This window comes from Labrys monachus (assembly GCF_030814655.1).
Taxonomy (GTDB): Bacteria; Pseudomonadota; Alphaproteobacteria; order Rhizobiales; family Labraceae; genus Labrys; species Labrys monacha.
In genome coordinates, this window is the sequence record NZ_JAUSVK010000001.1 from 2,821,583 (window position 1) to 2,848,229 (window position 26,647).

Annotated in this window: 26 protein-coding genes; 18 read left to right on the top strand and 8 right to left on the bottom strand. The window is 67.6% G+C overall.

The window, feature by feature from the left end:
* Positions 1–55 precede the first annotated feature (55 nt).
* Positions 56–967 carry a LysR family transcriptional regulator gene (locus tag J3R73_RS12755; protein WP_307427203.1) on the bottom strand — a complete coding sequence of 304 codons (912 nt, stop codon included), beginning with the start codon at positions 965–967 and terminating at the stop codon, positions 56–58.
* A 125-nt stretch (positions 968–1,092) separates the two neighbouring features.
* Here J3R73_RS12755 and J3R73_RS12760 point away from each other — a divergent pair, with 125 nt between their 5' ends.
* The 8 genes from J3R73_RS12760 to J3R73_RS12795 all read left to right on the top strand — a co-directional run bounded on the left by J3R73_RS12760 (position 1,093) and on the right by J3R73_RS12795 (position 7,880).
* The gene (locus tag J3R73_RS12760) at positions 1,093–1,848 is read left to right on the top strand and encodes an SDR family NAD(P)-dependent oxidoreductase (protein ID WP_307427207.1); all 756 of its coding nucleotides are present in this window, start codon (positions 1,093–1,095) and stop codon (positions 1,846–1,848) included.
* Positions 1,842–2,549, top strand: a complete 708-nt coding sequence (locus J3R73_RS12765) for an SDR family NAD(P)-dependent oxidoreductase (protein WP_307427210.1) — start codon at positions 1,842–1,844, stop codon at positions 2,547–2,549. Before J3R73_RS12760 ends, J3R73_RS12765 begins: the two co-directional genes overlap by 7 nt.
* On the top strand, positions 2,546–3,334 hold the full coding sequence (locus J3R73_RS12770) for a creatininase (RefSeq protein ID WP_307427213.1): 789 nt from the start codon (positions 2,546–2,548) through the stop codon (positions 3,332–3,334). Before J3R73_RS12765 ends, J3R73_RS12770 begins: the two co-directional genes overlap by 4 nt.
* 7 nt (positions 3,335–3,341) lie before the next feature.
* Positions 3,342–4,322, top strand: coding sequence for an agmatinase (gene speB / locus J3R73_RS12775; RefSeq protein WP_307427216.1), 981 nt, complete (start codon positions 3,342–3,344; stop codon positions 4,320–4,322).
* Positions 4,323–4,451: 129 nt separating this feature from the next.
* Positions 4,452–5,291 (top strand): ABC transporter substrate-binding protein, encoded by an 840-nt coding sequence (locus tag J3R73_RS12780; RefSeq protein WP_307427218.1) that lies wholly within the window; start codon positions 4,452–4,454, stop codon positions 5,289–5,291.
* 94 nt (positions 5,292–5,385) lie between these two features.
* On the top strand, positions 5,386–6,147 hold the full coding sequence (locus tag J3R73_RS12785; RefSeq protein ID WP_307427221.1) for an amino acid ABC transporter permease: 762 nt from the start codon (positions 5,386–5,388) through the stop codon (positions 6,145–6,147).
* The gene (locus J3R73_RS12790; RefSeq protein WP_307427224.1) at positions 6,144–6,944 is read left to right on the top strand and encodes an amino acid ABC transporter ATP-binding protein; all 801 of its coding nucleotides are present in this window, start codon (positions 6,144–6,146) and stop codon (positions 6,942–6,944) included. Before J3R73_RS12785 ends, J3R73_RS12790 begins: the two co-directional genes overlap by 4 nt.
* 522 nt (positions 6,945–7,466) lie before the next feature.
* Positions 7,467–7,880: a hypothetical protein gene (locus tag J3R73_RS12795; protein ID WP_307427227.1), complete on the top strand. Its 414-nt coding sequence runs from the start codon at positions 7,467–7,469 to the stop codon at positions 7,878–7,880.
* A 149-nt stretch (positions 7,881–8,029) separates the two neighbouring features.
* Here the strand turns inward: J3R73_RS12795 and zwf are convergent, their stop codons facing one another.
* The 3 genes from zwf to J3R73_RS12810 form a co-directional block, all read right to left on the bottom strand.
* The gene (gene zwf, locus J3R73_RS12800; RefSeq protein ID WP_307427232.1) at positions 8,030–9,562 is read right to left on the bottom strand and encodes a glucose-6-phosphate dehydrogenase; all 1,533 of its coding nucleotides are present in this window, start codon (positions 9,560–9,562) and stop codon (positions 8,030–8,032) included.
* A gap of 146 nt (positions 9,563–9,708) precedes the next feature.
* Positions 9,709–10,644, bottom strand: a complete 936-nt coding sequence (locus tag J3R73_RS12805) for an alpha/beta fold hydrolase (RefSeq protein WP_307427235.1) — start codon at positions 10,642–10,644, stop codon at positions 9,709–9,711.
* A gap of 197 nt (positions 10,645–10,841) precedes the next feature.
* Entirely contained in the window at positions 10,842–11,096 is a 255-nt protein-coding gene (locus tag J3R73_RS12810; RefSeq protein ID WP_307427238.1) for a hypothetical protein, read from the bottom strand.
* A gap of 284 nt (positions 11,097–11,380) precedes the next feature.
* Between J3R73_RS12810 and tkt the strand changes: the two genes are divergently transcribed.
* On the top strand, positions 11,381–13,423 hold the full coding sequence (gene tkt / locus J3R73_RS12815; RefSeq protein ID WP_307427242.1) for a transketolase: 2,043 nt from the start codon (positions 11,381–11,383) through the stop codon (positions 13,421–13,423).
* A 68-nt stretch (positions 13,424–13,491) separates the two neighbouring features.
* Here the strand turns inward: tkt and J3R73_RS12820 are convergent, their stop codons facing one another.
* Positions 13,492–13,920, bottom strand: coding sequence for a hypothetical protein (locus J3R73_RS12820; protein WP_307427244.1), 429 nt, complete (start codon positions 13,918–13,920; stop codon positions 13,492–13,494).
* 136 nt (positions 13,921–14,056) lie between these two features.
* Positions 14,057–14,656 carry a hypothetical protein gene (locus J3R73_RS12825; RefSeq protein ID WP_307427247.1) on the bottom strand — a complete coding sequence of 200 codons (600 nt, stop codon included), beginning with the start codon at positions 14,654–14,656 and terminating at the stop codon, positions 14,057–14,059.
* A gap of 265 nt (positions 14,657–14,921) precedes the next feature.
* Here J3R73_RS12825 and J3R73_RS12830 point away from each other — a divergent pair, with 265 nt between their 5' ends.
* The 3 genes from J3R73_RS12830 to J3R73_RS12840 all read left to right on the top strand — a co-directional run bounded on the left by J3R73_RS12830 (position 14,922) and on the right by J3R73_RS12840 (position 17,456).
* Positions 14,922–16,208: a DUF763 domain-containing protein gene (locus tag J3R73_RS12830; RefSeq protein WP_307427250.1), complete on the top strand. Its 1,287-nt coding sequence runs from the start codon at positions 14,922–14,924 to the stop codon at positions 16,206–16,208.
* 359 nt (positions 16,209–16,567) lie between these two features.
* On the top strand, positions 16,568–16,771 hold the full coding sequence (locus J3R73_RS12835; protein ID WP_307427253.1) for a CsbD family protein: 204 nt from the start codon (positions 16,568–16,570) through the stop codon (positions 16,769–16,771).
* Between the two features lie 76 nt (positions 16,772–16,847).
* The gene (locus J3R73_RS12840; RefSeq protein WP_307427256.1) at positions 16,848–17,456 is read left to right on the top strand and encodes a cysteine hydrolase family protein; all 609 of its coding nucleotides are present in this window, start codon (positions 16,848–16,850) and stop codon (positions 17,454–17,456) included.
* A 42-nt stretch (positions 17,457–17,498) separates the two neighbouring features.
* On the opposite strand, the gene J3R73_RS12845 is transcribed toward J3R73_RS12840, so the two are convergent.
* On the bottom strand, positions 17,499–18,284 hold the full coding sequence (locus J3R73_RS12845; protein ID WP_307427259.1) for an IclR family transcriptional regulator: 786 nt from the start codon (positions 18,282–18,284) through the stop codon (positions 17,499–17,501).
* Positions 18,285–18,380: 96 nt separating this feature from the next.
* Between J3R73_RS12845 and J3R73_RS12850 the strand changes: the two genes are divergently transcribed.
* The 5 genes from J3R73_RS12850 to J3R73_RS12870 all read left to right on the top strand — a co-directional run bounded on the left by J3R73_RS12850 (position 18,381) and on the right by J3R73_RS12870 (position 24,477).
* Positions 18,381–20,015: a hydantoinase B/oxoprolinase family protein gene (locus J3R73_RS12850; RefSeq protein WP_307427262.1), complete on the top strand. Its 1,635-nt coding sequence runs from the start codon at positions 18,381–18,383 to the stop codon at positions 20,013–20,015.
* Entirely contained in the window at positions 20,012–22,090 is a 2,079-nt protein-coding gene (locus tag J3R73_RS12855) for a hydantoinase/oxoprolinase family protein (RefSeq protein WP_307427266.1), read from the top strand. Before J3R73_RS12850 ends, J3R73_RS12855 begins: the two co-directional genes overlap by 4 nt.
* A gap of 23 nt (positions 22,091–22,113) precedes the next feature.
* A complete protein-coding gene (locus J3R73_RS12860; protein WP_307427269.1) occupies positions 22,114–22,890 on the top strand; it encodes an ABC transporter substrate-binding protein in 777 nt (258 codons plus the stop codon).
* 73 nt (positions 22,891–22,963) lie between these two features.
* Positions 22,964–23,809 (top strand): amino acid ABC transporter ATP-binding protein, encoded by an 846-nt coding sequence (locus tag J3R73_RS12865; protein ID WP_307427272.1) that lies wholly within the window; start codon positions 22,964–22,966, stop codon positions 23,807–23,809.
* Positions 23,806–24,477, top strand: a complete 672-nt coding sequence (locus J3R73_RS12870) for an amino acid ABC transporter permease (protein WP_307427275.1) — start codon at positions 23,806–23,808, stop codon at positions 24,475–24,477. The genes J3R73_RS12865 and J3R73_RS12870 overlap by 4 nt, the downstream gene beginning before the upstream one ends.
* A gap of 162 nt (positions 24,478–24,639) precedes the next feature.
* On the opposite strand, the gene J3R73_RS12875 is transcribed toward J3R73_RS12870, so the two are convergent.
* Positions 24,640–25,704 (bottom strand): ROK family protein, encoded by a 1,065-nt coding sequence (locus tag J3R73_RS12875; RefSeq protein ID WP_307427278.1) that lies wholly within the window; start codon positions 25,702–25,704, stop codon positions 24,640–24,642.
* Between the two features lie 247 nt (positions 25,705–25,951).
* On the opposite strand from J3R73_RS12875, the gene J3R73_RS12880 reads away from it, so the two are divergent.
* Positions 25,952–26,635 (top strand): 5-formyltetrahydrofolate cyclo-ligase, encoded by a 684-nt coding sequence (locus J3R73_RS12880; protein WP_307427281.1) that lies wholly within the window; start codon positions 25,952–25,954, stop codon positions 26,633–26,635.
* The last annotated feature ends 12 nt before the right edge of the window (positions 26,636–26,647 follow it).

The window sequence follows — 26,647 nt, forward strand, 5'->3', positions numbered from 1 at the left end:
TGATGTCGGCGCCGACCGCGAGCCGTCGCCGCCGGAAGGCGGGCGCGGCCGGCGGTCAGGCCTCGGAAACGCTGCGTAGATGGTCCTCCAGTGCCGCGATGAAGGCGCGGATGATCGGCCTTTCCGCTTCCGCGCTGCGGAAGGCGACGTAATGCTGAGAGTAGAAGGCATATTTGTCGCGCTGGACGGCCCGCATCTGTCCATCCGCCACCCAGGGCTCGGCGAGATGGCTCGGCAGGAAGCCGATGAAGTGGCCGGACAGGACGAGCATGGCCTGCGCCTCCATCTGCAGCACCGAAGCCGCCGCCTTGGGGTGCCCGATGCGGTAGAGATCGTCGAGATGGCGATAGCCGCGCACCGAGAGGCGGGCGGCCTCGATCTGGGCCCGGCTGATGGTGCCGTCGGAAACGGCGAAGAGCGGATGGTCGCGGCCGCAATAGAGGCAGTTGGGCTCGCGATAGACCGGCTTGTAGACGACGCCGGGCGCCTGCTGCGAGAACGGGCCGATGACGACGTCCCGCCCGCCCTCGGCCACGGCCTGTTCGAGCTCGAGCGGCGTCGCCTGGCTGAGGTCGATCATCACGTCGAAATCGGACTGCAGCATGCGCGCCATCGCATGCTGCAGTCCGAGCTGCCGGCTGGTGACGACGCCGTCGACGATGCCGAGCCGCAGCCGGCCGGTGAGGCGACCGTTCACGGCCGCGACGCGGTAGCGGAAATCCTCGATGTCGGCGAAGAGCTTCAGCGCGGCGTCATAGGTCGCCTGGCCGAGATCGGTCAGCCGGAAGGCCTTGCGCCCGCGCACGCAGAGCTGGCCGCCGATGCGCTGCTCCATCTCGGCCAGATGGGTGCTGAGGGTCGATTGCGAGAGGTTGAGCACGATCTGCGCGCCGGAAAAGCCGCCGGCCTCCACCAGCGCGACGAAGACGCGCAGGAGGCGGAGGTCGATATTGTCGAGCCTGCGCATGGCTTGCCCTTACATTGATGTTTCCCGATGTGACAATCGGAATATTTTGATATTCGGCAAAGCATTTTCTGCAGAATATGGAGGGGCAAGACACCTCGCAGCGACATGATGAGACTCCTCTCCGCATGACCCTCTCCTTCCGCGGTTCCACTGTCCTGATCACCGGCGCCAGCCGGGGCATCGGGCTCGGCCTCGCCGAGGCCTTCGCCGCGGCGGGCGCGGCGCTGCACATGCTCGCGGACGACGAAGCGGTGCTGGAACGCGCCTCGGCTCTCGGTGTGCGCGGGCATGTCGCCGACATCACCGACGCGGAGGCGGTCTCGGCCGCCATCGGCGGCATCGGCCGGATCGACGTGCTCGTCAACAATGCCGGCTTCGAGCGCATGACGCCGCTGCTGGACGAGGATCCCGAGACCGAACGCATCTTCCGCCGCATCATCGACGTCAACGTCGTCGGCACGAGCCTCGTCACCCGCCGCGCGCTGCCCCGCATGGGCGAGGGCGGGGCGATCATCAACACTGCCTCGATCTGGGGCCGTGTCGCTGAACCGCTGTTCGGCGCCTATGTCGCCTCCAAGCATGCCATCATCGGACTGACCAAGACCTGGGCCAGAGAACTCGGCCCTCGCGGCATCCGGGTCAACGCGGTCTGCCCGGGCTGGGTGCGCACAGGCGCCGCCATGAATTCGCTGGCGCGCATGGCCGAACGCACCGGCCGGAGCGAGGAGGCACTCCTCGTCGACATCGTCGGGGCGCAGGCGTTGCCGGGCCTGATGGAGCCTTCGGACGTCGCCGGCCCCTATCTCTATCTTGCCTCCGATCTCGCCCGCAACGTCACCGGGCAGACTCTGGGCGTCGACCGGGGAGAAGTGCCGTGGTGAAGCCGCTCCAGGACAAGCGGGCGCTGGTGACGGGCGCCGCCAACGGCATCGGCCGCGCCACGGCGCTGGCCCTCGCCGAAGCGGGCGCGCAGGTGGTCGGGCTCGACCTCGCGGCGGCGTCCTCGCCCTGTCCGATCCTCGCCTGCGACCTCGCGGTCGAAAGCGACATCGTCGCGGCGGTCGCCGAGGCGGCGGCGCGGCTCGGCGGCATCGACATCCTCGTCAACAATGCCGGCATCCTCCAGGAGGCGCCGCTCGCCGACATCACCGCGGACCTGATCGACCGGCATTTCGCCGTGAACGTCCGCGGCGCGATCCTCGTCACCCGCCAGGTCCTGCCGCATCTCGGCGAGGGCGGGCGCATCGTCAACCTCGCCTCCGAACTCGCCTATCTCGGCCGCAGCAACGCTTCGGTCTATGTCGCGACCAAGGCGGCGATCCTCGGGCTCACGCGGTCCTGGGCCCGCGAGCTGGCGCCGGGCATCCTCGTCAACGCGGTGGCGCCGGGCCCGACCGACACGGCCCTCCTCGCCTTCGAGACGCTGACGCCCGAGCAGCAGGCCCTCGAGACCGCCCATCCGCTCGGCCGTATCGGCCGCCCGGAGGAAGTCGCCGCCGCCATCGTCTTCCTCGCCGGCCCCGGCGCGAGCTTCTTCACCGGCCAGTGCCTCGGCGCCAATGGCGGGGCGGCCATGCCATGAGCACCGCGTTGACCGACAGCGTCCACCTCGCCGAATTGCCCTGGCCCGAATTCGCCCGCCGCATCGCCGAGGGCGCCCCCGTCTTCCTGCCGCTCGGCTCGACCGAGCAGCATGGCCGCCATATGGCGATGAACGTCGACGTCGTCCTGCCCACGGCGGTGTGCGAGCGGGTGGCGCTCAAGGTCGGTGGCCTCGTCGCGCCCGCCATTGCCTACGGCAACCGGTCCCAGCCGCGGACCGGCGGCGGGCCGGCTTTTCCGGGTACGCTCAATCTCGCCGCCGCGACGCTTTCGGCTGTCATCCGTGACGTGCTGCTCGACCTCTTCCGCCATGACGTGCGCCGCATCGTCGTCGTCAACGGCCATTACGAAAACATCTGGCCCGCCGTCGAAGGCATCGAGCTGATGCTGGACGCGGTCGGGCGGGAACGCAGCGACGGACTCGTGGTCCTGCGCATCGACCATTGGGACATGGTGCGGCCGGAAACCATCGCCCGCATCTTTCCCGACGGCTATCCGGGCATCGAGCTCGAACATGCCAGCGTGATCGAGACCTCGATGATGCTGGCGCTCCGGCCGGACCTCGTCGATCTGCGGGCCGCGCTGCATGACGGGCCCGCCCGCTTCCGGCCCTATGACCGCTACCCCGTGCCGCCGTCCGAAGTGCCGCCGTCCGGCGTGCTGTCGCTGACGGAAGGATCCTCGGCCGAGAAGGGCGAGTGGCTGCTCGCCGATGCGGTCGATGGCATCGAACGGGCCGTGCGCGAAGAATTCGGAATGCAATGAGGCGATGATGGATGTGAACTACCAACCAGTCGATGCGGCCGTCGTGCCTCGTTTCGCCGGCGTCTCGACGTTCATGCGCCTGCCGCTCGTCGCCGATGCGGCGGGGCTCGACATCGCGCTCTTCGGCATTCCCTGGGACGGGGGCACCACCAACCGGGCCGGGGCGCGTCACGGGCCGCGGGAGGTCCGCAGCCAGTCGAGCCTGATGCGCCGCGTCCACCATGTCTCCGGCATCGAGCCCTTCAGCCTCGCCCGCATCGCGGATGTCGGCGATCTCTCGGTCAATCCCATCGACCTGCAGGACGGGATGGCCCGCATCGAGGCCGGTGTCGGCGCCATCGTCGAGGCCGGGGCGATCCCGCTCGGCATCGGCGGCGACCACCTGACCACCTTGCCGGTACTGCGCGCCGTCGCCCGTCGTCGTCCGGTCGGACTTATCCATTTCGACGCGCATTCGGACACCAACGACACCTATTTCGGCAACAACCCCTACACCCACGGCACGCCGTTCCGCCGCGCCGTGGAGGAGGGGCTGGTCGACCCGAAGCGCACCATCCAGATCGGCATTCGCGGCTCGATCTACGATCCCGGCGAGCATGACTGGGCCCGCGCCCAGGGCATCCGCGTGCTGTATATGGAGGAATTCGTCAGCCGCGGCCCCGTCGAGGTCATGGCCGAGGCGAGGCGCATCGTCGGGGAGGGCGCTACCTACGTTTCCTTCGACATCGACAGCATCGATCCGTCGATGGCGCCGGGAACGGGCACGCCGGAGATCGGCGGCTTCTCGACCCGCGAGGCCCAGCAGATGGTGCGCCTGCTCGAAGGCGTCGACATCGTCGGCGCCGACGTCGTCGAGGTTTCGCCGCCCTTCGACGTGGCCGGCCTCACTGCCCTGGCGGGGGCGACCATGGCCTTCGAACTCGTCTGCGTCATCGCCAGGGCGGTCGCCGCCCGCCGTGGCCCGGCGGGCGCCGCCGCCATGGCCTGAAAGGCAAAAGGGGGCGGGCGCAGGCCCGCCGCCGCCGACAGAAGGCCGCCGCCGATCCGGCACGCGGCGGCCTCCCACCCAAGCCGGAATGCAATGCCGAAGAGCCATCCCAGACCAGAGGTGAACCCGATGTCGAAACCGAAACAACTCCCGATGCGATCGAAGTATCTGTCCGCCTTCGCTGCGGCCGCCTGCCTCGGCACGATCCTGGCCGGCAGCGCCGCGGCCGGCGAGGTCCTCGACAAGATCAAGGCGAGCGGCAAGATCGTCTACTGCAGCGATCTGTCGGTGCCGCCCTTCATCTATCTCGACCCCAAGACCGTGCAGGCGACCGGCTTCGACGCCGATATCGGCATCGCCGTCGCCAAGGCGATGGGCCTCGAGGCGCAGTACAAGAATATCGGCTTTGATGGCCTCATCCCCGCGCTCCAGGCCGGACAATGCGATGCGATCCTCTCCGCGCTGTTCGACAAGCCGGCGCGCCGCGAAGTGGTCGACTTCGTCGACTACGCCAATGTCGGCAATGCCGTCATCGTCAAGGCCGACAGCCCGCTCTCCATCGCCAGGCTCGTCGACCTCTCGGGCAAGCGGGTGGCGGTCGAGCGGGGCTCGGTGAACGAGCAGGAAGTCGTCGAGGCGAGCGACGAACTCGTCAAGCAGGGCAAGCCAAAGATCTCGGTCGTCTCCCTGCCGAAGGCGACCGACGCCATCCAGCAATTGCTGACCGGGCTCGTCGACGCCTTCTACGGCGGCACCGCCACCGAGGCGGATTACAACAAGCAGAACCCCGGCGCCCTCAAGCTCGCCAGCCCGCAGACCAGCACCTTCTACACCGGCATCGCCACCATCAAGAAGGATGCCGACGTGCACGAGGCCCTCGACGCCGCGTTCAAGAAGACGCAGGCCGACGGTTCCTATGACGCCGTCGTCAAGAAATGGAGCTTCGAATCCATGGCGATGAAGCCTTGAGCCCGGGCTGAACCGAATGCGCGCCATGGCCGGGATGCCGCCGGCCATGGTTGCTTATCCTTGAAACGCTGGACGACAGCCGGGATGGCCTGACGTGGACTTCCGCTTCCTGTTCGATTTCCTCATCGACCCCCCGCCGATCGTGTGGGAAGGGCTGCTCGTCACCATCTACATCTCCGTCGCCGCGCAGGCGGCCGGCGTGGCGCTGGGGCTCGGCATCGCGCTGGCGCGACGCTCCCGGCTCGCATGGCTCCGGCTCCTCGCCGGCTTCTATGTGTGGTTCTGGCGCGGCACGCCGCTCCTGGTGCAACTCCTCCTCGCCTATACCGGCGTCGCCGCTGCCGGCATCTACCGCTATCCCGACATCGAGATCGGCCCGTTGGCGCTGTCCGGACCGATTCAGGCGGCGGTGCTGACGCTCGCCTTCAACGAAGGCGCCTATATGAGCGAGATCTTCCGCGGCGCCATCCAGACGATCGACCGCGGCCAGTTCGACGCCGCCCGGGCGCTCGGCATGACGCCGGCAACCGCCTTTCGCTGGATCGTGCTGCCGCAGGCGCTGAGGGTCGTCATCCCGCCGCTCGGCAACGAGTTCACCCTGATGATCAAGGGGACGTCCCTGCTCAGCATCATCGGCGTGCGCGAGTTCTTCGGAACGCTGCAGGACATCAATTCGGCGACGTTCAAGACCTTCGAATTGTTCCTTTTCGCGGCGATCTGGTACCTGCTGCTGACCACCATCCTCGGCTTCGGCCAGAAATGGCTCGAACATCGCATGGCGCGCCACGAGACGCCGCTCGCCAGCGCCACCGCGGCCGACCTTTCCAAGCGCTCTTTGCTCGGAGGCCGGCGATGAGCGCGGGAACCGGGAATTCCGATACGCTGCCGCTCGTCCGCATCGTCGACGTCTCCAAATCCTTCGGCCCTCTGAAGATCCTGCGCAACGTGTCTCTCGACGTTCACAGGGGACAGGCCCTGGTGATCATCGGACCGTCCGGATCGGGCAAGACGACTCTGGTGCGCTGCATCAACCATCTCGAGCCGATCGACGGCGGACGCATCTTCGTCGATGGCGAACTCGTCGGCTATCGCGAGGCCGGCGGACGCCTCGTGCCGCTCGACGAGCGCGCAGCGGCTCGCCAGCGCGCCTCGATCGGCATGGTGTTCCAGCGCTTCAACCTCTTTCCGCATCTGACGGCGCTCGACAACGTCATGGTGGGGCCGCTGCGGGTCCTGCGTCGGCGGCGGGCCGACGTGCAGGACGAAGCGGTCGCCCTGCTCGAGCGCGTGCGCCTCGGCGACAAGCTCCACGCCTATCCGGGCCAGCTGTCAGGCGGCCAGCAGCAGCGCGTCGCCATCGCCCGCGCCCTGGCGATGAAACCGCGGGTCCTCCTCTTCGACGAGCCGACCAGCGCGCTCGATCCGGAGATGGTCGGAGAGGTGCTCGATACGATGCGCGGCCTCGCCGAGAGCGGCATGACCATGATCGTCGTCACCCACGAGATGGGCTTCGCCCGGGAAGTGGCCGACCGCGTCGTGATGATGGATGCGGGCGCGATCGTCGAGGAAGGCAGCCCCCAGGCGATATTCGGCAGTCCGGCCCATGCGCGCACCCGCCTCTTCCTGCAGGCGATCCGTTCGGCCACGCCCTGACGACGCTTCCCCTGCGAGGGCCGGTCCACGTCCCGCCCGCCGTCTCCGCGTGAAGATGACGGTTAATTAATTCGGCAGCCCGGCCTGTTCGCCTGTAGTGTAGCGCTCAGGCACTGCACGGCGCCTTATCGAAAGACGCCGAACCGACTTTGCGTACAGGCGGGCTGACGTCCCGGCTGGCAGCGATGCCGCAGCCGGCCGGGCCGCCGCCTGAACGGCATGTTTTCGGCCCATGGCGCCGAATGGCTCATTCGGCTTCGCCATTCGCCTGAGGAAAGACTCTTTCCAAAAAGACCGCCCGGGGGCGGAACCTCCGGGACGCCGGTAACGTTATTGTGGCAATCCCGTGCATCCGCCTTCGAGTGGACATGAATATGTCATGAGCAGGGAAAACAAAAATCGTCAGCAGCCGGGTAACGGATCGGCTGTTATTGGAGGACCATGCCGGAACTACGCATAGATGAAATGAACCGAATGTACTCCGCAAAGCAGAAAATGCAGAGGCAACGTGAGGGTGGATCCATGCCGATAGATTACTTGAATATTTTCTCTCCTGACGAGCTGGAATATTTAAATGCCGCTGCCGATGATTATGGCTGGTACGTATGGACGGACGAAACGCGGTCCATTATTGAAGGATTGTGCGCACGCCGTCTGATGGCCGCCAATGGTGACTTCAAGGTCATCCGCAAGGCGAACGATCGGCGCGCCCATCTGGCCGGGGAAGTTCCCCGCACCGCCGCTTCGATTACGCGATATTACGAACTGATCGGGGAGGGACGCATCGCATTCCATGCCCTCCGCAACCGGCAGGTGGGCAAGCCGACTGCGCTGGCGCCGTCCTTGCAGGCCTTGTCCGAGGCCAGAAAGGCCGTGAAGCCGGAAATCCTCCGCCTTCGCTCCTCGCTGGCGAACGTGGAAGCCCTGAGAGCCTGAGCGCATCGCTGCTATGAAACGGAGCCCGCGTCCCCCCAGGGGCGCGGGTTCGTTTTTGTGGTGCGGGCCGATTCGCGGATGAAACGATGACGGCGCGGCGGCCGTTCGCCCTGAAGGGGCGGCCGGCAGTCCGTCTGCCTCCATACCGATCATCTCGACAGCGGCTTCCAGCCATGCCCGTCCCGGATGAGCAGGTCGTCCGCTTCCGAGGGGCCGGCGGTGCCGGCCGCATAGCGTGCGAGCGGCTTCCCGTCCTCGGCCCAGGCTTTCAGAATGGGGTCGACCAACGCCCAGCTCGCCTCGATGGTGTCCGCGCGCTGGAACAGCGTGGCGTCGCCGGTGAAGCAGTCATAGATCAGGGTCTCGTAGCCGACGCTGGGAACGGCGGCAAAGGCGTCCTTGTAGAAGAAGTCGAGGGCGATGCCACCCAGCACCATGCGGGTGCCGGGGACCTTGATGTTCAGGCCCAATATCAGGCCCTGCTGCGGCTGGAGGGACAATACGAGGGTATTCGGCGCCAGCCGGTCGACCGGCGTGTCCTTGAACAGCGCATAGGGAGCGGGTCGGAAATGCACGACGACCTCGGTGCAGCGTGCCCCCAGATGCTTGCCCGTCCGTATGTAGAACGGCACGCCCGCCCACCGCCAGTTCTCGATGGTCAGCTTCATCGCCACATAGGTCTCGGTGTGGCTGTCCGGCGCGACGTTCGGCTCATCCCGATAGGCCGGTACGTTGATGCCCGCGATGGCACCGCCATCATACTGGCCGCGGACGGCGTCCTCCAGGGGAATGGGCTGGACCGCGCCCAGGAGCTGCGCCTTGGCGTTGCGGACCTGCTCGGGCTCGAAGGAGTTCGGCGGCTCCATCGCCACCATGGTCAGGAGCTGGAAGAGGTGGTTCTGCACCATGTCGCGCATGGCGCCGGTCGGCTCGTAGAACGCGCCGCGTCCTTCCACCCCGACCGTTTCGGCGGCGGTGATCTCGACATAATCGATATGGTCGCGGCGCCAGAGCGGTTCGAGGATGCCATTGGCGAAGCGCAGCGCCATGATGTTCTGCACCGTCTCCTTGCCGAGGAAATGATCGATGCGGAAGACCTGCGCTTCGTTCATCCGCCGCAGGATGTCGGCGTTGAGCTTCTTGGCGCTGTCGAGGTCCGAGCCGAAGGGCTTTTCGATGATGACGCGGCGAAAGGCGTCGGGTGCCTCGGCGAGCAGGCCGGCATCGCCCAATTGGTCGACCACCGTGCCGAAGAAGCGGGCGGCGACGGCGAGATAGAAGACGACATTGCCGCTCAGCATGGTCTTAAGCTGCGCCATGTCCTTGGGCTTGGTGAAATCGGCCTGCTGGTAGGTCATGCGATCCGCTAGCCAGCTCCAGACCTTCCCGTCGATATGCGGCACGTAGAATTCGGCGTTCGGGTTGCGGGTGAAATCCTGCATGGTATCGGAGAGCTGGCCGACCCAGCCTTCGGTCGTATCCGCCACCCGGTCGAGGCCGACGATGCGGAACCCGTCGTCGAGCAGTCCCGCGCCGGCGAGGTTGTACAGCGACGGCGTGAGCAGCCGTCGGGTCAGATCACCATGCGCTCCGAAGACGACGAGCGTGCAGGCAGGCGCCGCCGGCGTCGGAGGTGCGGCGTCCGAATCATCGTGTGGGGCCGTCGGATTGTCGTTCGCCATCGATCGCCTGCTCGTGTTGTGGGGATTTCTCGCTCACGCCCCGTGTTGCGAAGGGCGGGGCGGTCATCGGAAGGGCCGCCGCAGGGCTGCAATGCGGCGGAAGGCTTGGGGTAAATGCTTTTGCGGAAAGGAATAGAGCGTGCACGTCACGCCGAAAAGAACGCCTGCAGGGCCGCGGCGGTTTCCTCGGGGCGCTCCTCCGGCAGCGAATGGCCGCAATCCAGGGCTCGGCCGTCGACGTGAAGCGCCTTTTCCCGCCATGTGTCGAGGACGTCGTAGAGCGCGCCCACCGTGCCCCGCGCCCCCCACAGCGCCAGCAGGGGAACCTGGATGCGCGCCTCGGCATCGGCGGCATCGTGATCGAGGTCGATGGTCGCCGCCGCGCGATAGTCCTCGCAGGCGGCATGGCGCATGGCCGGATCGAGGTAGCAGCGCAGATATTCGGCGAAGGCCGCCGGCTCGGTGGCACCGGGTGTCCGGAGCTGGCCCTCGATATGCGAGCGCAGGAAGAACGCCGGGTCGGCGCCGATGAGGCGTTCGGGCAGCGGCGCGGGCTGTATCAGGAAGAACCACCAGAAATAGCGGGTGGCGAACGCCATGTCGGTGCGGGCATACATGGTTGCCGTCGGCGCGATGTCGATGACCGCGAGGCGCGACACGGCGTCCGGATGATCAAGCGCCATGCGATGGGTGACGCGCCCGCCCCGGTCGTGTCCCGCCACCGCGAAGCGCGCATGGCCGAGCATTCTCATCAGCGTGACCTGGTCCAGCGCCATGCTGCGCTTGGCATAGCCGACATGGTTTTCCCCGCCGTCGGGCTTGCTGCTGTCGCCATAGCCGCGAAGGTCGGCGGCGACGACGGTGAAGTTCGTCGCCAGCGCCGGAGCCACCTTGCGCCAGACGATATGGGTTTGCGGATGGCCGTGGAGGAGGAGCAGGGGAGGGCCGGAGCCGCCCACCGCCGCCCGGATGGTGACGCCGCCGCCGACGTCGGCGGCAATGAGATCGAAACCCGAAAGGAAGGGAGACGGCCCGAGACGGACGATGCCGGGCGTCGTCAGCGGGGTGGCCGGCCCAGGCATGGCATTGCTCCGGAAGACGGTTTCGGCGAGGGCGCGACATTGGCGGGCCAATCGGACGGTATCAAGGCAAGGACAGGAGAGCCTGCGCCCGCCCATGCCGATGGGATCGTCCCGTCGAGCCCGGTGGGCGAGGGGCCGTTCGGCCTCCATCGTACCCGCTTCGGCCGGAGCGACGGTTGCGATCTGCGTCGCCCGCCCTACGATTCGAAATCGTAGCGGGAGCGCTGGATGCTGGGCTCGGAATCCTCCAGCCCTGCCGGGCTGTCCGCGGCGATGTCCGAGAAACGGAGGGAAATGGTGACGTCGATCCCCTCCTTGATGGCGCGGGAGGCGGACGACACGGCGACGTCGAACGCAGCCTCGGGCAGTTCATAGGGGCCGCGCGAGGTCTCCTCGTGATGGATCATCCATCCGGCGGAGGATCGGCTGATCCGATAGACGGCATCTTTCATCGGGGGCTCCCTCGACATGAGTGGCATCCGGACCGGTGCGCAGCCGGCGGCCGGCGGATCGGGCCAGAAAGAAGCCCGGCTGATGAGCCGGGCTTGAAGTCGTCACAGGGGAAAGTGATTACTGCATTGACGAAACGTGCAACTATCGAGCGGGTTCCTCACGGAGCGGCAAAATCGACGCACCGGCGCTGAAGCCGGAACGCCGCCGACTCCGAACGATTATGGGTCCATGGCCGCAGCGCCCCCATGCCTTTTCGAGAGAAGCAATGATGCAGGATGTTTCGATGACCCAAGGTTCGATGATCCAGGGGAAGACATTGCCCGCCCCGCGCGATCCCCATCTGCGAGACCTCGCCGACTGCATCCGCGTCTTGGCGATGGATGCGGTTCAGGCCGCCAAGAGCGGCCATCCGGGCATGCCGATGGGCATGGCCGACATCGCCACCGTTCTCTTCTCCGACTTCATGAAGTTCGACGCGGCGGATCCCCACTGGTTCGACCGCGACCGTTTCCTGATCTCGAACGGCCACGGCTCGATGCTGCTCTATGGCCTGCTCTACCTGACCGGCTACAAGGAGATGACGATCGAGGAGATCCGCCGATTCCGCCAGATCGACAGCAGGACGCCGGGACATCCGGAATATCATCACGCGCCGGGAATCGAGACCACCACCGGCCCGCTCGGCCAGGGGCTTGCGAATGCCGTCGGCCTGGCGCTCGCCGAGCGGATCATGAACGCCACCTTCGGCGACGGCCTCGTCGACCACTTCACCTATGTCTTCATGGGCGACGGCTGCCTGATGGAGGGCATCAGCCACGAGGCGATATCGCTGGCCGGGCACCTCAAGCTCGGCAGGCTGATCGCCTTCTTCGACAATAATTCGATCACCATCGACGGCTCGACCGATCTTTCTGTATCGGACGACGAGACGGCGCGCTTCCGCGCTTCCGGCTGGCATGTCCAGGAGATCGACGGCCATGACACGGATGCGATCCGCGCCGCCATCGCCGAGGCGAGGACGGTCACCGACCGGCCGTCGATGATCTCCTGCCGCACCATCATCGGCTTCGGCCTGCCGACCAAGGCGGGCACCCAGAAGGCGCATAGCGATGCGCCCGGCGAGGAGGAGATCGCCGGCGCCCGCAAGCTGCTCGGCTGGACCTCGCCGCCCTTCGAGATCCCGGCGCCGCTCCTGGAGGACTGGCGCAGGATCGGCGCCAAGGGGCGCGGCGCGAGGCAGGCGTGGTTGGAGCGGGTCGAGGCCGCCCCGCCCGGTCTCAAGCAGGAATTCGAACGCCGCAACGACGGCAGGCTGCCGGACGCCTGGCGGGACGCCATCGCAACGGCGAAGCGCGAGCTCCTCGCCGGCGGCAAGGACATCGCCACCCGCCAGGCGAGCGGCATCGTGCTGAACCATCTCGCCGATGCCATCCCGGAACTGCTGGGCGGATCGGCCGACCTGACGCCCTCCAACAACACCAAGGCGAAGGGGCAGATCGAGATTGCGCCGGGCGCGTATAAGGGCTCCTATATCCATTACGGCGTGCGCGAGCACGGCATGGCGGCGGCGATGAACGGCATCGCCCTGCATGGCGGCCTCATCCCCTATGGCGGTACGTTCCTGACCTTCTCAGACTATTGCCGTCCGTCCATCCGCCTCGCCGCCATGATGGAGATCCGCACCATCTTCGTGATGACGCATGATTCCATCGGTCTTGGCGAGGATGGGCCGACCCACCAGCCGATCGAGCATCTGGCCGCGCTGCGCGCGATACCGGGCCTCGCCGTCTTCCGGCCGGGCGACCCCATCGAAACGGCCGAATGCTGGGAATGCATCCTCGACAGCTCGCGCCGCGCCGCGCTGATCGCCCTGTCGCGCCAGCCCATGCCGCTGCTCCGCCGCGAGGAGAGCCCGGAGAACCTGTCGGCACGGGGCGCCTATGTCCTGAAGGACGCCGAGGGAGGTCCGCGGAGGCTGACGATCATCGGCACCGGTTCGGAACTGCATCTGGCGGTGGAGGCGCGCGAGATCCTGCAGCGGGAGGGCGTGCCGACCGCGGTGGTGTCGATGCCCTGCCGGCTGCTGTTCGAGGAGCAGGACGCCGCCTATAGGCGCCATGTGCTCGGCGACACGCCGGCCCGGGTGGCGGTGGAGGCCGGCGTCGAAATTTCCTGGGGCCGGTATCTCGGTTTCGAGGGCCGCTTCGTCGGCATGCACAGCTTCGGCGCATCCGGCAAGATCGACGACGTCTACAGGAAGTTCGACATCACGACGGAAGCGGTGGTCCGGGCGGCGCGGGAAGTCCTCGATACCGTCCACGGATGACGAACCGTGCCCCTGTCGACGGTGTGCCGCCCCTGCCGGGGCGGCAGCCTCCGCCGGCATGAGCCCCGTCAGGGATTGAGAATGGCGATTTCGATCAGGCGGGCGATGTTCTCGGCCGTCAGCTCGCCGGGTGCCGACATCTCCGGCATCTGGCCGGCCGGATTGGCGGAGCGGTCGAGAATGTCGCCGCGTATCACTGTGATGGTTCCGTCCGCGGTCGAGACATGGGTCGGCCGTCCCTCGCCGACCCGGAAGGAGACGCCGGATGGCCGCCCGTCGCCGTGGTCGCGGTGAAGGCCGTACCAGAATTTCGCCGGCCCGAATTTTTTCTGGACGCCGGCGAGGTAGGGCAGCACGACCGTCTCGATGGCGGTCTGGCATTGGTCGTAGCGATCCTTCGCCGCGGCATTTTCCGGCGTCTTCGCCGGCTTTCTGACGGCCGTCTCATCCTGGCTTCTGCTGTTGAACAAATCGAGCAGTTCTTGTTCCGTCGGCATGGCGTCCCCTTTGGCTGCGCTGCAGCATGCCGACGATAATGAGCGAGGATTCCTCTTGTTCCGGACCGCGGTTCTTTCCCCTTGAGGCAGGCCATGCCCGCTTGGCCGTCCGCGGCCCGGCGAGAGACCTCGGCGCTCACTCGCTGTGCGGAAGCTTCAGGTCGGTCGCAATGCCGAGCGCCCACGCCGTCGCGCCGGAAACCCTGTAGAGGCCGACGAACTTGGCCTTGTCGATCAGTTTCGCCGCGCCCGGGACCCCCATCTCGTTGAAGGTCGCCACCATCACCGACGACCCCTCATAGGAATATTGCTGCTCGCCCTGCCGCCCGCCCCAATTGCTGGCCTGGTGAAAGCCGAGGCCATGGTTGCGCGTGTCGCCGTCGACCACGGACTGGGCATTCAGGTAATAGCGCCTGACGCCGCCGACGAAGACGGTCGTGCACGCGCTGGCACAGGAGGCGCGGCCGGCATCGACGACGGTGCTGAGGCCGGCCGCCCGGATCATCTCGCTGATCTTGTAGGCCTCGTAGACCATGCCGCCCGGGCTGTTGAGGTAAACGAGCTTGATCTGGGAAGCGCCCGGCCTGGAGAGGAACAGGCGGAGCTGACGGTCGTCGCCCGCTTCGATCGGGCCGTTCATGCTCAGAACCGAACCGTTCTGGGACAATTGCAGGGCGTGAGCACCCGGCATCGCTGCGAGGAAAAGCCCCGCGAAGACCATCGAAAACCTTACCATATCCAATCTCCCTGAATAGCCTTTCTTCACCGCGGTCGGCGGGGCGGACAACATCGCGCGCGGCCAGTCCGCCTCAGGCTCGCTGGCCTGTCAAGCCGTCAGATCTGCCATCCGATCGGCCCACGCACCCCCGGCGCGCCACGAGAGCGTCGGTCGCCCCTGCGCATGGGGTTCGTGCGCGGGCGATCGACGGGGAGGCTTTCACCGCCGCCGTTTTCCGTGTAGAACGTTCAGTGAACGCCGGGCGCCGCGGAGGAACGAGAAGATGGCACGTCACGCCGGCAGCGCCGATCTTCCCCTGCATGGCGGCAGGGTACCGAAATGGCTTGCCGACCGCATGGCCCTGCTCGGCGTGATCATCAGCGAGGCGATCGTCCACCATTACGGGCGCGACGAGCTTCTGCGCCGCCTTGCCCACCCGTTCTGGTTCCAGTCGTTCGGCGCCGTGATGGGCATGGACTGGCATTCCTCCGGCATCACCACCAGCGTCATCGGCGCCCTGAAGCGGGGCCTCGCACCGCGGGCGCAGGAACTGGGCATCCATGTCTGCGGCGGCCGGGGCCGGCATTCGCGCCGCACGCCGGAGGAACTCGTCGCCATCGGCGACCGCGTGGGTTTCGACGGGGCGGCCCTGGCCCAGGCGAGCCGCCTCGTCGCCAAGGTGGACAGTGCGGCCGTGCAGGACGGATTCGACCTCTATCTGCACGGTTTCATCGTTACCGACGACGGCCGCTGGACCGTGGTTCAGCAGGGCATGAACGGCGACAGCCGGCAGGCCCGCCGCTATCACTGGCTTTCCGAAGGCCTCGGGAATTTCGTCGATGCGCCGCACAGTGCCATCGAGGGCGCCCGGCAGGGCGAGATCGTCAATCTGGCGGACCGGCGGGCCGGCCGCTCGCGCAGCAGCCAGCTCGATCTTCTCCGCTCCTTCGGTCCGGACCGCATCCTGCGCGAAGTCGCGGCCCTGGAAGCGCGCGTGCCGCCCGCCCGTTCCTCGGCGATGCCGGAACAGTTGTCATTGCCGCATTTGGTGATGCCCGCCCATCACGAGGTCCGCCCGGCGGACGTGAACGCGAAGCGTCTGCACGGCAACCTGGCCGCAGCTGCCGATCGCGGGCCGGCCGACTTCGCGGAGCTTCTGCTGGTGCCGGGGGTCGGCGCGCGCACGGTGAGGGCGTTGGCGATGGTGGCCGAGGTCGTGCACGGGGCGCCCTGCCGTTTTTCGGATCCGGCGCGCTTCTCGCTGGCGCATGGCGGCAAGGATCGGCATCCGTTCCCGGTGCCCACCCGGGTCTACGACCAGACCATCGGCATCCTAAAATCCGCTCTGGAGAAGGCGAAGATCGGCCAAGGCGACCGGCTGGACGCCATCCGGCGGCTCGACGAGCAGGCGCGGCGCCTCGAACGCCATGCCGCCGGGCCGGCGGTGGACGACCTCATTGCGCAGGAGCTTCGCGACTCGCATGCCTATGGCGGGCGGAGCGTGTTCGGCTGGGAACCGCCGGTGGACGAGCAGCTTCCGCTGGCCGGCGCGCCGAGGCGGCGCGCCTGATCGGGGCGGTCGGGGAACCGGATCCTCGGCGGTGGCGCGGGCGATGAAATCGTCCTTCTGCCTGTCGAACGTTGCGGGTGGATTCCGATTTGCTCGACGCCGGCATTGCGGTTCTCTCCGCCTCTCCGCTTCCAGGCGAGGATGAAGGGCGAAAGGTGCACCCGATGTCGAAAATCGACGGCCCGGCCGGGAAGGGAAAACAGCCGCCAGTCCGTCGAGATCTATCCGCGGAATCGAGGATCGAGTCGGGTCACGCGGTGGCGCCGCGTCTTTTCCGCCGCGGACCATTCATGAAGAATACTCTGAAACTTTTTTCGAGCCCCGGCGTTATACCTGCATCTTTCATACAGGAGATGACCATGGACTGGAATCGCGTCGAAGGAAATTGGAAGCAGGTCAAGGGCAAGATCAAGGAGCAGTGGGGCAAGCTCACCGATGACGACCTCGACGTCGTCGCCGGCAAGCGCGACCAGCTGGAGGGCAAGATCCAGGAGCGCTACGGAATCGCCAAGGACCAGGTCCGGTCGGACGTCGACAGCTGGTACGGTCGCCAGAAGTGGTAATCAGAGGGAAGGGAGCGCTTCGGCGCTCCCTTTTTTGATGGCATTTGCAACCATTCGGGCGGAGCTTGACACGGCGATGGGAGGAGGCGGCCTTCGCTACGGTGATCTCGGGGCGACGGCCCGCCATCTGTGCGTGGACATGCAGAGGCTGTTCGCCGAGGACACGGCGTGGAAGACCCCCTGGATGGATCGCGTATTGCCACAGGTCCGGCGCATCGTCTCGCGATTTCCCGAGCGGACGATCTTCACGCGCTTCATTCCCGTCCGGCACGCCGGTCAGGGAAGAGGCACGTGGCGGCGCTATTATCGGTGCTGGCCGATGATGACGATCGACGCGCTCGGCATCGAGATGGTCGATCTCGTTCCCGAACTCCACCGTTTCACACCACCCGCGCAAATTCTCGACAAGCGTGCCTATTCGCCCTGGTACGAGACGGATCTCGAGGCGAGGCTGCGGAGCGAGGGCGTCGATACGCTGATCGTCTCCGGCGGCGAAACGGATGTGTGCGTCCTCAGCGCCGTGCTCGGGGCCGTGGACAGGGGCTATCGCGTGGTCGTGGCGACCGACGCGCTGTGCAGTTCCACGGACGAGACGCATGACGCCTCGATCAAGGTCTATGAGTCCCGCTACGGCCAGCAGGTTGAAGCGGTGACGACGGACGACATCCTCGACCGTTGGAACTGAGCCGTCGCGGGCATCCGGCCCCGGGGTTCGATGCCCTCGGCGTCAAGCGCCGGCTTCGCCGTGCGCCTCGGGGCGGAAACCGTTCCTCGCGCTGATCGTCCGGGCATGCGCGACCACGAGGTCGAGCAGCGACTGCTTCCGGCTCGCGAAACGCTGGGCGACCACCGCAATGTCGAGCGCCGCGACGACCGTGCCGCCGGCGTCGTAGATCGGCGCCGCCACGCCGCAGCCGTCGGCGTCCATTTCCTGGTCCGAGATCGCGAAGCCTTCCCTGCGGGCATCCTGAATGAGGCTGCGTATGCGCACGCGGTCGACGGTGGTGTGATCGGTCAGCCTCACGATGCGCTCGCGGGCAAGATGCCGGTCCGTCAGGACGGGATCCCAATAAGCGAGGAGCACCCGGCCGAGCGCCGTGCAGTAGGAGGGCAGGCCCCCCGCCAGTTCCGAGTCGTAGCGGACCGGCATGGAGCCGACGCATTTGGCGATCGTCTTGAGGCGCCCGTCGCGCATGCGTACGCCGAGCAGGACCGTCTCGCCGCATTGGTCGCGCAGCTGGCGCATGACGGGCTGGGCGAGGGCGATCAGCTGGGCGTCGCCGCCGCCTGTCCAGCCCGGGCCGCTGCGGCACGCCTCGTTCAGGCGATAGCGCTCGCCGTCCTCCCGCATGGCGTAGCCTCGGGACACCAGGGTCGCCAGCAATTGATGGGCACTGCTCTTGGGATAGCCGAGCTCGAGCGCGACCTCCTTGAGGCTGACCGGCCGGGTCGAACGCGCGAGCAGCTCCAGCATCTCGAGCACGCGCACGGCGCTTTTCACTTCTTCGTTCATATAGGCGAACCATATTCCGCTTGCTGGATGAAACTGCCGCCATGAATGTGTCGGTGTCAACCGCGGCCGCGTGCCGCGTCCACCGAGGAACCCCGGATGTCGTCTCCCGCATCAATCGGCCGCGACGCGCCTGCAGCCGCTGCGCTCGACGCCATCGCGATCGAACTGATCCGGAACAGCTTCCATTCCATCTGCGACGAGATGTTCGAGCTCGTGGTCCGCTCCAGCCATTCGCCCAACATCAAGGAACGCCGGGATTGCTCGTGCTGCCTCTATGCGCCGAGCGGCGAGATGGTGGTGCAGGCCGAGCACATCCCGATCCATCTCGGCACCATGCCGCAGGCCCTGAAGGCGATCCTGGCGGAATATCCGGCCGGGACGATGCAGCCGGGCGACGCCTTCCTGGTGAACGATCCCTATTTCGGCGGCAACCACCTGCCCGACCTGGTGATCGCCGGGCCGATGTTTCTCGACGGCGTTCTCGTCGGCTTCGCCGCGAGCATGGCCCATCACACCGATGTGGGCGGCATGACGCCGCGCAGCATGCCGGCCTCGGCGGTCGAGATCTTCCAGGAGGGCCTCAGGATCCCGCCCGTGCGGCTGGCGGAGGGCGGCCGGATCAATGGCGACATCATGCGCCTGGTCGCCCTGAACTCCCGCCTGCCGGCGGAGCGGCGCACCGACGTGCAGGCCCAATTGTCGAGCCTGCACATCGCCCAGCGGCGGATCGACGACATGGGGCGGCGCTACGGCGCCGAAACCCTGCTCGCCGCCCAGCAGGCCCTGCTTTCGATGGGCGAGGCGGCGATGCGGATGCGCATCGCGGCACTCGACGACAGACGGCTGACCGGCGCCTCCGTCGCCGATTTCGGCGGCGATTTCATTCCCATCCAGGTCGCCATCTACAAGGAGGCCGGTTCGCTCGTCGTCGATTTCGAGGGCACCGGCGCCCAGACGCGCAGCCCCTTCAATTCCTGCCTGTCCAACACCTATGCCTGCGTCTACATGGCGCTGCGCGTCGTCCTCGGCGACGACATCCCGCCGAGCCAGGGACTCTACCGGCCGCTGATCCTGCGGGTGCCGGAGGGATCGATCCTCAATCCGGCCTATCCCGCCGCGATCTCCGCGGCGACGCAGGTTTCCTATCACACCTTCGAGGCGCTGATGCGCGCCTTCGCGCCGGTCAGGCCCGACAAGGTGCTGGCCGACACCGGCGGCGGCGGCGTGTTCTCGTTCGGCGGCCTCAATCCGCGATCGCCCGGCATGTTCGTCTATGGCGAGGCGCTGGGCGGCGGCGGCGGCGCGAGCGCGACCTCGGACGGCGATGCCGGCGTCATCCCGCCGGTGGCGAACCTCCACGATACGCCGGTCGAGGTGCTCGAGACCAACATTCCCGTGCGCATCGAGCGCTACGAGCCCGTCGAGGGGTCCGGCGGCGCCGGCCGCCATCGCGGCGGGGCCGGGCTGCGGCGCACGTTCCGCATGCTGGCCCCCGTGCGCTGCGCCTTCCAGATCAGCATGCCGGCCAAAGGCCCGGGAGGCCTGCAGGGCGGCGGCTCCGGCCGGCCGACGCGGGCAGTCGTCGAGCGGGCGGACGGCACGCGATCGGCGGTGACGCGCTACACCGAATGCGACGTCGCCGCCGGCGAAGCCGTCACCATCGAGACCGCCGGGGGCGGGGGCTTCGGCAGCCCTTCCGGCTCCGACTCCGCGACTGGGAATGCATCATGAGCAGCGTGCCGGGAACAGCAACGCCTTCCAGGCGCCTGCGGGCCGCCGTCGATGTGGGGGGGACCTTCATCGACGTCGTGCTGGCCGACCAGCACAGCGGCAGGGCGCGGATCGCCAAGGTGCTGCACCGCTCGGGCAACCAGGGCGAGGATATCGGCGAAGCGCTGGCGAGGCTCGCCGCGAGCTTCGAAGCCGGGCTCGGCGATGTCGATTCCCTCGTCATCGGCACCACGGTCGTCACCAATGCACTCCTCGAGGGCGCGCTGGCGAGGACGGCCCTGGTGACGACGGAGGGCTTTCGCGACGTCATCGAGATCGCCCGCATGACCCGCCCGGCGTCCTACGACCTGCACCGCCGCCGGCCGCCGCCGATCGTGCCGCCCGAACGACGCTTCGCCGTCCGCGAGAGGCTCGCCCATGACGGCGAGGTGCTGGTGCCGCTGGACGAGCACGGCGTGGCCCGCATCGCCTCCACTTTGCGCGGGCTCGGGGTGGAGGCGATCGCGGTCTGCCTGCTCTATTCCTTCGTCGATCCCTCCCATGAACGCCGCGTCGCCGCGGCGGTCCAGGATCTCGGTGCGTTCGTCTCGGTTTCTTCCGAAGTCCTGCCGGTATTCCGCGAATATGAACGCACGGTCGCCACCGTCATCAATGCGGCGACCGCCCCGGTGATGGGCCGCTTCCTCGACGGGCTCGCGAGCCTGTCGGATCGGGGGCTCGCCCGCACCTACATCATGGGCTCGGGCGGCGGCTGCCTCACCTTGCCCGAGGCGCGCCGCTTTCCGATCAAATGCGCGATGTCCGGCCCGGCGGGCGGGGTCGTCGGCGCCGCGCGGTTCGCCGCCGAACACGGCATCGACGGCCTGATCACGCTCGATGTCGGCGGCACCAGTTCGGACGTCGCGATGCTGTCCGGCGGACAGGTGCCCTTCACCGAGGAACGGGCGATAGCCGGCTATCCGATCGCAGTGCCCTCCGTCGAGGTCGAGACGGTGGGCGCCGGCGGCGGCTCGATCGCCTTCATCGACGCGACCGGGCTGCTGAAGGTCGGCCCGCGCAGCGCCGGCGCCAGCCCCGGTCCGGCCTGCTACGGCCGCGGCGGCACCGAGCCGACCGTGACGGACGCCCATGTCGCGCTCAACCGGCTCGGGTCGGACGGCATGCTCGCCGGCTCCTTCGCGCTCGACCGCGGCGCGGCCGTCGCCGCCATCGAACGCGTGGTCGCCGGGCCCCTCGGTCTCGGCTGGGCGAGGGCGGCGCAAGGCATCCTCGCCGTCACCACCGCGAACATGGTGCGGGCCGTGCGGGCCATGTCCGTCGGCCGCGGCTACGACCCGCGGACCATGACTCTGCTCGCCTTCGGCGGGGCCGGCCCGCTCCATGCCCTCGACGTCGCCCGCGCCCTCGACATTCCGCGCGTCATCGTGCCGCCGGGCGCCGGCGTGTGGTCCGCCTACGGCATCCTCTCGGTCGACATCCAATATGCGACGCAGCGCACCTGGCTGCGCATCCTCGAAGGCGGCATCGCCGATGCGCTGCACGAGACCGTGGAAGCGATGGCCGCCGAGCTCGAGGAGCGCGCCGTCGGCGACGGGCTCGGCCGGTCCACGCTCGCGCGGCACTGCATGCTCGACCTCCGGGTGAAGGGGCAGTCGCACCATCTCGCCATCCCCCTCCTTTCCGCCGGTCCGGAGGGTATTTCGGCGGCTGTCGCCGGCTTCCATGCCGAGCACCGGCGCCGCTACGGCCATGCCTTCCCGGATCTGCCGCTGGAGCTGGTCAATATCCGCCTGTCGGTCAGTTCGCCGCGCCCCGGCCTGGAGGCCACGATCGAGGGGAGCCGGACCGCCATCGCCAGCCATCAGCGCCCCGTCTGGTTCGCGTCCTCGCCGGAGCCGCTCCTCTGCCCCGTCCATATGCGGGAAAGCCTCCCGCCCGGCGCCGTCGTCGCCGGGCCGGCGGTCGTCGAACTCTACGACACCACCATCGTGCTCGACCCGGGCGACAGGCTGGAAACCCGGGCGGGCTCGCAGGCCCTGTTCATCGACGTCGCCGGTGCGGCGCGGGAACGGTGACAATCAAAAAAGGGGAACATCAGATGAAGTGGACGAAGTCTTTCCTGCCTGCCGTCGCCGTCTCCGCGGCGTTCGCATTCGCGGCCCTGCCGCCGGCTTCGGCCGCCGAAACGCTGAAGGTCGGCGCCGATCCCGATTTCAAGCCGATTTCCTTCGCCGATCCCTCCGGCAAGCTGATCGGCTTCGACCCGGATTTCGCCGCCTCGCTGGCCGAGCATATGGGCGCGACGCTCGACTATCAGGGCGTTGCCTGGGACGGGATCCTGCCGGCCCTGCAGGGCGGCAAGATCGACGCCATCACCAACATGGTGGTGACCGACAAGCGCAAGGAGGTCGCCTCCTTCTCGCAGCCGATCCTCGCCCAGGCGATCACCACTGTCGTACGCAAGGACGAGGCCAACCTCAATCCCAAGCTCGACGATCTCAAATCCATGAAGGTCGGGGTGATGGTCAACACGGCCGCCGCCGGCGTGGTCGCCAAGCTGGCGGGAGCCGACGTCACGACCTACAATACGGTTGCCGATGAATATCAGGACCTCATTCTCGGTCGTATCGACGTCGTCGCGATCGAGAGCGTCAACGGCTCCTACACCGCCAAGGCGACCTATCCCGACAAGCTGCGGGTGACCGGCGTGCCGCTCACCCCCGACGCGCAGAAGATCGCGGTGGCGATGCGCCTCGGCGACAAGGACCTCGTCGCCAAGGTCGATCACGCGATCGACGCCATGCGGGCCGACGGCTCTCTCGACAAGATCGCCGTCAAATGGTTCGGCGACACCAAGATCGTCGCCCGCCCCTGAGGGCAGGCAAGGCCTGCAACCCCGATCCGGGCCGGCTCGAAGCCGGGCCGGATCCTCCGACACGGGACCGGCGATGGTGGATGACGAGGACATGATCCGGCGGAAGGGAACGGCCGTCGTGCGCATCGACGGGGTCGGCAAGGCCTATGATGCCGCGCCCGTGCTGTCCGCGATCGATCTGACGGTCCATCGCGGCGAGACGGTGGCGATCATCGGTCCCAGCGGCTCCGGCAAGACGACGCTGCTGCGCTGCATCAACTTCCTCGTCCCCTATGACAGCGGGCGGATCGAGATCAATGGCGAGCTGATCGGCTACCGCGAGGCGGGCGGCAGGCTGCTGCGCGACAAGGATGCCAATGTCTGCCGTATCCGCAAACGCATCGGCATGGTGTTCCAGCGCTATGCGCTTTTCCCGCATCGCACCGTTCTCGGCAATCTGCTGGAAGGCCCGGTCCATGTGCTCCGCATCCCGCGGGAACAGGCCGTCGCCCGGGCGCAAGCCGCGCTGGCGCTGGTCGGGCTCGCCGGCAAGGCCGATGCCTATCCGTCCGAACTCTCCGGCGGCCAGCAGCAGCGCGTCGGCATCGCGCGCGCCCTCTGCATGGAGCCGGACCTGCTGCTGTTCGACGAGGTGACCTCGGCGCTCGATCCCGAACTCGTCGGCGAGGTTCTCGCGGTGATGCGCGACCTCGCCGAGCGCGGCCGCACGATGATCGTGGTGACGCACGAGATCGCCTTCGCGCGTGACGTCGCCGACCGGGTCGTCTTCATGGAGGACGGCCGCATCGCCGCCGACCTGCCGAAGGAGACGTTCTTCTCCAACCCGCCCAGCGAACGCATCGCCGGCTTCATCCGGCGCAGCGAGGGGCGGATGGGCCGCGAACGGCCTGCGGTCGCCGACGCCGGTGCGACGCCATGATCGACTTCGTCACGAGCTATACGCAGCTCTATGTCACCGGCGCGCTGGTCGGCCTCGGCCTCGCCCTCCTGTCCTTCGCCGGATCGCTGGCGATCGGGCTCGCCGCCGCCCTCGGCCGGATTTCGAGTCGGCGCTGGCTGCGCCTGCTGACGGGCGCCTATGTCGCCCTGTTCCGGGGCGTGCCGCCGCTCGTCCTGCTCTACATCGTCTATTTCGGCCTGCCGGCCTGGGCGCACCAGACGGGCGATGCCGCGCTCATCGCGCTGCTGTCGCCGCTCGACAACCGCCTGCTCGCCGCGACGGTGGCGTTCGCGATCAACAGCGGCGCCTATTCCACCGAGATCTTCCGCGCCAGCATCCTGTCCGTCCAGGCCGACCAGATGGAGGCCGCGCGCTCCCTGGGCATGTCCTATGCCCTCGGCATGCGGCGCATCGTTCTTCCCCAGGCGCTCAGGATCGCGGTGCCGCCCTTGAGCAACGAACTCATCATCGTCCTCAAGGGCACGTCGCTGGCCTCGGTGATCGGCGTGAGCGAACTGATGCGCAATGCGCAGACGGCAGCCTCGGCAACCTTCCAGAACCTGATCGCCTACAGCTATGCCGCCGTGTTCTATGTGGTCTTCGTCATCGTCCTGCAGAGCCTGGTGCGGATTCTCGCGCCCCGCTGACCGCCGGCATCGCGGTCGTCCTGTCCATGGGCGCTGACTTCGGGTTGGAGGGTCGATCACCGATCGACCTCTTCCTCTCCGGCAGACGCGGCATCTCCAGAAGGGCGATCGGGTGATCGCCTCTCCATCGTCGCGCCTTGCCCGGCACAAGTCCGCACGCCGTCAGTCGCCGCGCCCGTTGCGGTTGGTGAAGCGGGCATTGCCGAGCCCGGTGCCGATCGTGACGACGCCCCAATGCTCGACGTCCTGCATGAACGGGATCTGGGACAGGCCCTGCACGACGCCGTCATTGTGCACGATGACGAAGGTCTCATGCTTGCCGATGGAGGGAATGGCGTTCGTCAGTTCCTGCGGCAGATTGAAACGCTCGCTTTCCCAATTGCCGCCCGGCAGGTTCTGGCCGCCGCGGGCGATCGAGCCGTCGGGCTCGACGATGCCGGGGCAGGCGACGCCGATGACGGGGGCGAGGCCGAACTTTTCCTTTTCCGCATGGGCGATCAGCTTCTTCAGCATGCCCGCCAGGCGCTCGACGGTCGCCCCGCGTGCCGGCGCGTCGTCCGAATGGCGCCAAAGTTCGGATTTCCACACCCTCGCCTTCGACAGGTCGCGCTTGTCCTTCAGCCGCGTCTCGACGATGCCCGCCCGGATGTTGGTGCCGCCGATGTCGACCGCCACGATGCCGTCATAGCCATCGAGCATCCAGGCCGGCATTAGATGGGCGGCGCCGATGAGGCCGGCCTCGTCGGGATGATGGACGATCGGCACCAGTTCGATCGATACGCCCTCGGCCTTCATCAGGATCATCGCGCGGGCAATGGCGAGCTCGCCGAATTCGCTCTCCTTCATGCCGCCGCCGACGACGATGCGCGCCGTATTCTTCCAGCTGGCCTCCTTGAGGAAACGGCGCAGGACATGCGCGAGATCGCCGGCGAAATCGTCGACGGCGCTCATCACCAGGGCTGCGGCCTGCTTGTCCTCGCCATTGAGGTATTCGTCGATCTGCCGGGTGGACAGTTCCTTCGTCGCGGTGTCGCCGAGCGGGTCTTCGCCGCCCTTGCGGACCCGCTTGCGCCAATCCTCCAGCTTCTCGCGAAAGGCCGACTTGCTCGCCCGGTCGCCGATGAAGCCGTTTCTGTCCCGGATCTCCAGATTGTAGCTGTCGATGATCACCGAGGGCAACGACATGGCGCCGTGCCCGACGAGAGCCCCGCTTTCCTGCTTCTCCATGGCTTCCTTTACCTGCCTCCCCACTGCGGGCCTCGCATCAACGTCGCCCTGCCGGCAAAGTTCCGGCAGCCGACGCCGGGGCGGGGGCGGTCGTGGAGAGCGCGATATCGGGCCTTCGGGGACGCTCTCGACCACTGTTGCGTCGTGCGGGGGCATATCCGTTCGGTCGGGAAGCGCGAGAATGGGCATGCCGAGGTCGGATCGGAAGGCATCGTCGTCCTTCCGCCGTTGAAAGGTGTCGCCGACGATGAGCAAGCCGGACCCCGATGACGAGCCGCGCGAATTTTCCTCCCCGCCGTGCTTCCTGCACGAACTCGACGGCGACGACCGGGGCGCGCCGTCGAAACCCATGCCGCGGGATGCGGTGATGGCGTGGCGCAGGACGCAGAGGACGCGGCTGATCGCCGATAGGCTGGCCTTGCCGGCCGCTGCCCGCTCCGAGAGGGCCGCCCGCATCGCCAGCCATCTCGATGCGCTGCTGATGGACCTCGGCGGCCGGACGGTGAGCAGCTATTGGCCGCTGCGCGGCGAACCCGACCTGCGCGGCTGGGTAGCCTCGATCATCGAGCGCGGTGCGGCGCATGCGCTTCCCGTGGTGGCCGAAAGGAATGCGCCGCTGGTCTTCCGCCGATGGCGGCCCGGCGAGGCGCTCGTCAGGGGCTTCTGGAACATTCCGGTGCCCGAACAGGACGCCCAGACCCTGCCGGACGTCATGCTCGCGCCGGTCGTGGGCTTCGACCGCCAATGCTACCGCCTCGGCTATGGCGGCGGCTATTTCGACAGGACGCTCGCCTCCCTGCCGGTGCGGCCCTATGTCGTGGGCATCGGCTATGAGCAGGCTGCGCTCGAGACGATCCACCCCCTTGCGCACGACATCCCGCTCGACGTCGTCGTCACCGACGCGGCGATCCGCTACCCGGGCGGCGGATGACGCGCCGCGCTG